This window comes from Gammaproteobacteria bacterium (genome assembly GCA_013001575.1).
In the GTDB taxonomy this organism is placed as follows: domain Bacteria; phylum Pseudomonadota; class Gammaproteobacteria; order Steroidobacterales; family JABDMI01; genus JABDMI01.
Genome location: JABDMI010000013.1, coordinates 1 through 7,195 on the forward strand (window position 1 = coordinate 1; position 7,195 = coordinate 7,195).

Consider the following 7,195-nt stretch of genomic DNA (forward strand, 5'->3'; position numbering starts at 1 on the left):
TGTTGCACAGTGTCGACGGCTTTTGCTATCTGAAATTGGGAGGGCATGGGTAGATTATATCGAATTACCAGTCAGCAATAGCATATCCGGAATCTAGCGGGTATTAAGCGAGCGAGAGTCCGGACAGTGTCGGTGCCATGTCTTATCTGCATGTGTTGACGACATAAATTTTTATCAAACACAGGATGCCTGCGAGCTATTTCGCAGGCACTTTCTTTTTCGAGGTTTTTTTCTTGGCTTTCTTTTTAGTCTTCTTTTTAGCTTTTTTCTTAGCCTTTTTCTTGGCCTTCTTTTTAGTTTTCTTTTTCGCAGCGGCTTTTTTGGTGGTTTTCTTTTTACCAAAGCGACCTTTTTTCTCAGGCGCGTTGGCGATCATTTCCAGAGCCTGTTCCAGAGTGATGGTGGTAGGATCCACATCTTTGGGAACCCGGGCGTTTTTGGTGCCGTCGGTCACATACGGCCCCCAGCGGCCTTTCAGGATCTGAATGCCTTCTTCTTCCCAGCTATTGATGATCTTGTCGAGATCGGCTTGTATTTTTTCGGCCACCAATTCCATCGCGCGTTCAAAAGTGATGGTGTAGGGACTGTCGTTCTCCGGATCCTTGATCGATACGTACATGGGTTTGGTGGTTTTGGTTTTCATGCCCACCTGGACATAAGGGCCAAAGCGACCGATCGCTGTGCGTACGCGTTTGCCATCCTCGGTTTCACCCAGTTCTCTGGGTAACTGAAATAAAACAAGCGCTTGTTCCAAGTCAACCTTGTCCATTTTCATACCGGGCAGCAGACTGGCGAATTTGGGTTTTTCAACATCTGGGTTTTCTTCAGTGGGCGCTTCACCGATCTGGGCGAAGGGTCCGTAACGACCCATGCGCACATACACCGGCTTGCCGGTTTTCGGGTCTTCGCCTAAATGACGGGCCTGGGCGACTTCGGAACGGGAAACATTTTCTTCTTTGTCATCAACCTGGGCCTTGAAGGGTTTCCAGAACTTCTCGAGTAATTTTTTCCAGTCTTCCTCGCCACGTGACACTGCATCCAGCTCGCCTTCGAGATTTGCGGTAAATTCGTAATCCACATATTTGGTGAAATGTTTCGCCAAAAAGTGTCCAACGATCTTGCCGATGTCGGTCGGGGTAAAGCGGCGATTTTCAAGTTCTACATATTCGCGGGCAACCAGTGTGGAAATAATACTCGCGTAGGTCGAAGGACGACCAATGCCGTATTCTTCCAGAGTTTTCACCAAACTCGCTTCGGTAAAACGCGGTGGCGGTTGGGTGAAATGTTGTTCGGTCAGAATGTCTCCGAGCGGAATTTTGTCACCCTCTTTAAGCGGTGGCAGAAGTTTTTCGTCGTCTTCATCCTGTTTGTCTTCGTCTTTGGCTTCTTGATACACCGCCATAAAGCCCGGGATGACCAAGGTGGAGCCATTGGCACGAAAACGATGCTCGCCGGCATACAGATCCACGGCCAGGGTATCAAACACCGCAGGCGTCATCTGGGATGCGACTGTGCGTTTCCAGATCAGATCGTATAAACGGTACTGATCGTTATCTAAAAAGGATTTGATCTCTTCAGGGATACGCATCGCGGAAGTCGGACGTATGGCCTCATGCGCTTCCTGGGCATTGCGTGACTTGGTCTTGAAAATGCGAGGTTCTTTAGGCAATGAATCTTTACCGTACCGTTTACCGATCAATTCACGCACTTCGTCCATGGCAACGTCGGCCAGATTCACCGAATCGGTACGCATATAGGTAATAAGACCGGCCGGAGCACCTTCGCCGACGTCCATACCTTCATACAGCTTTTGTGCCACGCTCATGGTTTTACGTGCACTGAAACCGAGTTTTTTGGAGGCTTCCTGTTGCAAGGTCGAGGTCGAAAAAGGCGCGCTGGGATTGCGACGACGTTGCTTTTTCTCGATCTTTTTAATGACCAGCTTGTTGTCTTGTGCTTTGGCGGCCTTTTCCAAAGCGGCCTTGACCTTTTCCACCTCGTCAGCCGAGGTGAAAGTGAATTGTTTGACCTTTTCACCGGCGTATTCGGCAAGTTTGGAATGAAATGGTTTGGCTTTGTGAGCCAGGTTGGCACCAATGCTCCAGTATTCTTGCGGTTCAAAGGCATCAATCTCGTCTTCACGTTCAACGATCAAGCGCAATGCCGGACTTTGTACACGGCCGGCCGATAAGCGCGGGCGTACTTTTTTCCACAATAGGGGAGAGAGATTAAACCCGACTAAAAAGTCCAGGGCGGAACGGGCTTGTTGGGCGTCGACCAGTTCGGTTGCCATACCGCGTGGATTGGCCACGGCTTCTTGTACGGCTTTTTTGGTGATTTCATAAAACACCACGCGATAGACTTTTTTGCCCTCAAGCAAACCGCGCTCTTTTAATATTTCGAGCAAATGCCAGGAAATGGCTTCGCCTTCGCGATCGGGGTCAGTTGCGAGATATAAAGCGTCGGCCTTTTTCATCGCACGTGCAATTTTATTTACATGTTTCTCATTCCGCTCGATGATCTCGTAGTTCATATTGAAATCATGTTCGGTATCGACCGCACCATTTTTCCTTACCAGACTGCGCACATGACCATACGAGGCCAGGATCTCGAAATCTTTACCGAGGTATTTTTTAATGGTCTTCGACTTTGCAGGCGATTCCACGATGACGATATTTTTACTCATATATATAGAAATAAATTAGAAATGGGGGTCTTGTCAACAGGCATTTTGATAATTCCTTGTATTGATCGTTCCGGCACTTAAGTGTCGAGGTTGGCTTTCCATAGCTTATGCAAAGGCTGCGCAGTGTACTTTAGTCGAGCATGGATGCAAGTGCAGTTTCTTATTTATATACACTCGATTGCTTTGGGATCAGGTAAGAACGCGCGCCTGATTTGCTTAAATTATGTTCGAATTGTCGTCTAAAACCGGAAATTAATGCACTAAACCGGCATTTTCCCGATCGATCAGGGTTTCCATATTCTGAAAAGCCTTCTCCTGGTCCGGTTGTGAGAACAACACCATTAACACCACCCATTGCAGGGACTCCACGTCCAGATCATCGGTTTCCAGGGCTATGATGCGGTCGATCACGCGCTCACGCTGTTCTTCGTCCAAAATGCCGATCTGTTCCAGGTAATAGATATAGCCGCGGCAATGTGACGGGATCAGAACCTGTTCATCCTGAGTGAAAATACGTGAGCCGGGGGCCTGTTTAACTTCAGTTGTTTTCGGGCTACGGTCGTAACTCCATTGTAAAGTTAGCTCATCGATCCAGCCTAAAGCGCGATCAATTTCCGCATCGCTAAAGCCTGCACGCGAGAGTTCGTCTTCCAGATCATTACGTTCGGGCGGGTGCGAAGAATTTTCGTCCGAATAGGTTTCGAATAAATAGATAAGCACGTCTAAAACATTTTGTCGCATTTGTTATTCCTGTCACAAAGTCAATTCTTATATAAGACTGATCTCTTGCAATAAAGTGAGTTGTCAGAGTTGTGTTATTTATTTTCAGCAACGACTGTAACAACCAGCGCCCGCGTTTTGTACCAGACCCTCGAGTTCGAGAATCAGCAACATCGAAGATATGGCTTCGACCCTTTGCTTCGTGGTTTCCACGAGTTGGTCGATCGATATGGGGGCATAAGTGATGTGTTCAAGTAAGTCCCTATATTCCGGATCCAGAGTGCTGTGTTGTTCGACCTGTCTTTGTTCCCTATGCTGAGACGAGTGTAACCCAGAACTCATGCGTTGTAAGTGACTTTGCAATTCTTCAATTATGTCCGCTGCATTTTCAACCAGTTTGGCGCCTTGCTTGATCAGACCATGACAGCCCTTGGACATCGGGTTATGGATCGAGCCCGGGATCGCAAACACTTCACGACCTTGCTCCAGAGCGCATTGAGCGGTGATCAGGGAGCCACTGCGTAAACTTGCTTCAACCACCAAAGTGCCTAAACTCAGACCACTGATCAAACGATTACGCCGCGGGAAAAATGCTTTATGCACATTGGTTCCGGGTAAAAACTCACTGACCAGTAATCCCTCTCGGGCAATATTTTTGGCCAGACTTAAATTTGCCGGTGGATACACTCGGTCCAGTCCTGTGGCACACACAGCAATCGTGCGACCGCAACTCAAGGCGCCTTTATGACTTTCGGCATCAATACCCTGGGCCAGGCCCGAGGTAATGATCAGCCCACCGGCAGCCAGACATTCGGCAAACTGAAAAGCCGTTTGTTTACCATCGGCACTGGGGTGACGTGAGCCCACCATGGCCAACTGCGGCAAACTCAACAGATCGACATTGCCGTGGGTAAACAGCAGCACCGGGGCATCGTGTAATTGAGCGAGCAGGGCGGGATAAGCGGGATCTTTAAACGACACCATCTCATTGCCGTCTTGTGACAGCCAGGCCAGCTCGTTTTGCAGATCGGCTTGTCCGGCTTGCTTGATCCAGCGGATTGCATTATCCGGTACTTTCAACTCCCGCAGTTGTTTTGCCGAGGCCTGGATAACCGCATCTGGAGATTGGTATTCGCTAATCAGCTGACGGATGCGTACTGGCCCGAGTTTGGGCGCTTTAAGCAATATCAGCCATGCGCCAGGATCCATAGGCGTGTTGAAGCTGGGTAATTGATTTGAACTCTGTGCTGCGCTGTTTGTCATTTTGAAATTCCTTTTTCAGGCTTATTATTTCACAAGTCTGGTAAAAATTCCGTCAGACAAATCCTACTTAGTGGAGATTATCAGATTGCAGGCAAAAAAACCCCCGGAACAAGTCCGGGGTTTAGTATTAATTTGTAGAGATCAACGCGGTGAGCGAATGGAGTCCCCCTCTTTGATCTCGCGCTCGGCCTGCATAACCAAAGCGTAACTGATCGAGTCATAGGTCCGGAAGACCATGGCAACACCGGCCGGTTCGTCAGGCAATTTTACATGACTGCCTTGTTGTTTATTGCCACCAAGATTTTTCAGACTCTGGATAAAGCCGCCTTTTTTCACGTCAGCGGTCTGTTTGGTGTAAGGATCGAAAATGGTTTCACCACGTTGATAGATCTTGATCACGCTGCCATCTTCCAGGCCAACATTCGCTCCACGATTTAACACCACGATGTCGTATTGACCAATGTATGAAACGCCGTCGAACACGCTGATGATCGAGCCATCCAGTCCGGCCACAGCCGCATGCGGGTAGTAGGTCTGATCAAGGTCACGGGGGTCGACTTTCATTAAACGGTCACCACGTAAGACTTCGCGATGGGTTCTTTTCAAATACATGGTGACAGGATCACCACCACGGGTCACATTGCCTTCCCCAACGTTAGTGGCTTCGTAGCCGAAAATGTAATTGGTCTCGGGATCGATGTACGGATCACCGATGTGCATGATGTTGTAATCCTGTTCGGCAACCAGATCGCCACGCGCATACACACTGTTACGCTCGGCCATGATCAAGCGGCCATCACTGCTGGCCAGGATATACGGGAGTGAATCGGCGTAGGCGCGATCGAGTACGGTAGGTTTGGACAAGAACGCGGCAATTGCGTCCGAATCGATGGTTGGAATAGCCTGACCAAGATCTTCGTATCGAATGCGCGGCGAGAGACGCACGGTACCTTCACCCAGTCTTAACTGAGGCTTGCCATCCACCCAGATCAAAGTGATCACATCACCTGGATAGATCAAATGCGGGTTTACGATCTGCTCGTTTACCTGCCACACTTCTGGCCATAACCACGGGTCTTTCAAAAAGCGCGCCGAGATATCCCATAAGGTGTCGCCACGCACTACCGTATAACTATTCGGGTAGTTGTCGGCCAGAATTGAAGCGTCGTGGGCCGCGCCTGTATCCGTATTGTCACGATAGGAATAACTGTTATTTTTTTGCGCTGGTGGCGGTGCAGTACGAGTGGAATAAACCCTTTTTGGTGCTTCGCCAGATTGATTGATTTGGGAGTCGGCGCCGCCAAATTGCGAACAACCACCCGCAAATGTCAGGGCGAGACAGCCCGTAATGAGTGCTATACAATGTGCTTTGGAACGACTATTCATAGCTTTTTTCACCGTTTTTTTCCTCTTACTTGCCAGGCCCAGTCCAGTAAATATGGCTGTAATAGCGTATTTAACGGGAACCGGGCGTCCCCTAAAATGGTCAGAACCCAATAAGCATGGCTATATAAATAGCGGCTAATTTCTCTGACAACTCCTTTAAAGTCATAACTTTAGCAGCATTTTATAGTAAATTGCACGAAATTAAGGATGTTTTACTCCATGTCATTACTGAAAATACTCGAATTTCCCGATCCCAGATTACGTACGGTGGCTGAAAACGTGACAGTCTTTGACGCCGCGCTTAAAACCCAGGTCGCGAATATGTTTGAAACCATGTACGCCGCACCGGGTATTGGTCTGGCCGCTACCCAGGTGAATTACCATCAGCGCCTGATCGTGATCGATGTGAGTGCGGATAAAGATGAGCCTCTGGTCTTGATCAATCCCGAGATAATTTCGCGCTCCGGCGACCAGGTAATGGAAGAGGGTTGTCTGTCGGTGCCTGAAATTTACGCCGAAGTTCCGCGCGCTGCCGAGATCACCGTGCGTGCCCAGGACGTGGAGGGCGAAACATTCGAACTGCAAGCCAAAGAATTACTCGCCGTGTGCATTCAGCACGAAATGGATCATCTACTGGGTAAATTGTTTGTGGATTATTTGTCTCCACTGAAACGCGACCGCATTCGCAAAGCTTTGGAAAAACAGCGTAAGCAAAAAAAACTTGAAGCCCAAAAAGAGACCGCTTGATAGCGGGTTCTGTAAATTTTTTTTCAAAAGTTTTCGTACCAGTCATAACATGAACAAGCCCCTACGTTTAATTTACGCGGGAACGCCCGATTTTTCAGTGCCGGCTCTGCGCGCATTACACGGGGCGGGTCATACAATTGTTGCAGTCTTAACCCAACCCGATCGTCCGGCTGGCAGAGGACGCAAACTTCAGGCCAGTCCTGTAAAGCAAGCGGCGCTGGCATTAGGCCTGGAAGTCTTGCAACCCCTGAGCTTGCGCAAGGCCGCGATTAAAAAGCAATTACGCCGCTTGCAGGCCGACGCCATGATTGTTGCGGCATACGGCTTGATCTTGCCACAAAGCGTGCTAGATATACCACGCCTGGGTTGCTTGAATATTCACGCCTCACTCCT

Annotated in this window: 6 protein-coding genes; 2 read left to right on the forward strand and 4 right to left on the reverse strand. The window is 48.9% G+C overall.

Going from position 1 to position 7,195, the window contains the following annotated elements; genetic code table 11:
* Positions 1–196: 196 nt before the first annotated feature.
* From HKN88_00995 to HKN88_01010, 4 genes are all read right to left on the reverse strand, one after another.
* Entirely contained in the window at positions 197–2,686 is a 2,490-nt protein-coding gene (locus HKN88_00995) for a DNA topoisomerase I (protein ID NNC96625.1), read from the reverse strand.
* Between the two features lie 252 nt (positions 2,687–2,938).
* Positions 2,939–3,427, reverse strand: coding sequence for a DUF494 domain-containing protein (locus tag HKN88_01000; GenBank protein ID NNC96626.1), 489 nt, complete (start codon positions 3,425–3,427; stop codon positions 2,939–2,941).
* A gap of 84 nt (positions 3,428–3,511) precedes the next feature.
* Entirely contained in the window at positions 3,512–4,615 is a 1,104-nt protein-coding gene (gene dprA, locus HKN88_01005; protein NNC96627.1) for a DNA-protecting protein DprA, read from the reverse strand.
* A 195-nt stretch (positions 4,616–4,810) separates the two neighbouring features.
* Positions 4,811–6,067 (reverse strand): LysM peptidoglycan-binding domain-containing protein, encoded by a 1,257-nt coding sequence (locus HKN88_01010; protein ID NNC96628.1) that lies wholly within the window; start codon positions 6,065–6,067, stop codon positions 4,811–4,813.
* 207 nt (positions 6,068–6,274) lie between these two features.
* Here HKN88_01010 and def point away from each other — a divergent pair, with 207 nt between their 5' ends.
* Together def and HKN88_01020 are read left to right on the forward strand one after the other, a co-directional pair.
* A complete protein-coding gene (def, locus tag HKN88_01015; protein ID NNC96629.1) occupies positions 6,275–6,802 on the forward strand; it encodes a peptide deformylase in 528 nt (175 codons plus the stop codon).
* Positions 6,803–6,851: 49 nt separating this feature from the next.
* Positions 6,852–7,195: methionyl-tRNA formyltransferase (locus HKN88_01020; protein NNC96630.1), on the forward strand; the 344-nt coding region annotated here is incomplete at its 3' end.

Excerpts from the sequence above, each read along its gene's own strand:
- HKN88_00995 (NNC96625.1), bottom strand. The coding sequence starts at position 2,686 with ATGAGTAAAAATATCGTCATCGTGGAATCGCCTGCAAAGTCGAAGACC.
- HKN88_01000 (NNC96626.1), bottom strand. The coding sequence starts at position 3,427 with ATGCGACAAAATGTTTTAGACGTGCTTATCTATTTATTCGAAACCTAT.
- dprA (NNC96627.1), bottom strand. The coding sequence starts at position 4,615 with ATGGATCCTGGCGCATGGCTGATATTGCTTAAAGCGCCCAAACTCGGG.
- def (NNC96629.1), top strand. The coding sequence starts at position 6,275 with ATGTCATTACTGAAAATACTCGAATTTCCCGATCCCAGATTACGTACG.